Raw genomic sequence first — 1092 nt, forward strand, 5'->3', positions numbered from 1 at the left:
GGGAGAGGAGCCCGGTGGCCGCCTGGATGAACGGCATCGTGAGCATGTACCGGGCGAAGAACCGCTGCCGGAACGACGGGAGCTTCTTCCACTCGCCCTTGCCGAGGACCTGCAGGAAGCCCTGGTTCCACCGGGTCCGCTGCTTGAGGAGCGACGCGAAGGTGGGCGGGGTCTCCTCACGGGTGACGGCCTCGGGGCTGTACGCGACGACGACCTTGGCGCCGTCGGCGGACAGGCGGACGCCGAGCTCGCAGTCCTCGGCGAGGCAGTGCGCGTCCCAGCCGTTCGACCAGTCCAGGCGCTCCTTCGTCACGAAGACGGTGTTGCCGCCGAGCGGGATGAACTTCGACCCGGCGTGGAAGTGCAGGCGCGAGCGGAACCAGAAGTAGTACTCGAGCACGTTCCGCAGCGACCACCAGCTCGACTTGAAGTTCATCAGCTGCACGCCGCCCTGCACCACGTCGGCGCCGGTCTCCTGGAAGCGCGAGTCGACGAGCGACAGCAGCCGCGGGTAGACCTCGTCCTCGGCGTCGAACACGCCGACGATGTCGCCCGTCGCGTACTGCAGCGCGAGGTTCATCGCCTTCGGCTTGTTCTTCGGCAGGGTGTCGTCCACGACCACCCGGATGAGCTCCGGGTGCCGGGCCGCGGCGGCACGCACGACGGCGTCCGTCTCGGGGTCGTCCTCGCCGACGATCGCGATGATCTCGAAGTCCGGGTGGTCCTGCTTCGCGAGCATGTCGAGGGTCTCCCCCATGACGTCCTGCTCGTGGCGGCCGGGGACCAGCAGCGTGAACCGGTGCGCGGCCGGACGCGGGGTCTGGCTGAAGCTCGTCGACTTGAGCGCGTCGCGCGAGCGCCAGGCGTGCAGCATCCACCACAGCGTGGTGAGCGCGATGATCGTGAGCAGCACGGAGATCGCGATGAGGGCCGAGTACCCGACCCACTCGCCGACCGACCAGGCGGCCTGCGGGACCTGACCCGAGCCTCCCGTCGGCACGTCGGTCGTACCGCGGTTCGGGACGCTCGACGGAGCGGTCCCCTCGTTCGGCTGGAGCAACGGCCCGGCGGCCGTCAGCAGCATGGGGAGAT

The 1092-nt window shown here is 69.5% G+C and carries 1 protein-coding gene; it reads right to left on the reverse strand.

Translation table 11 applies throughout. The features are described 5' to 3' along the window. A partial coding sequence (locus I5E_RS18880; protein ID WP_022908365.1) for a glycosyltransferase occupies positions 1-1092 on the reverse strand: 1092 nt, incomplete at both ends.

Source organism: Curtobacterium sp. B18 (genome assembly GCF_000333375.1).
Taxonomy (GTDB): domain Bacteria; phylum Actinomycetota; class Actinomycetes; order Actinomycetales; family Microbacteriaceae; genus Curtobacterium.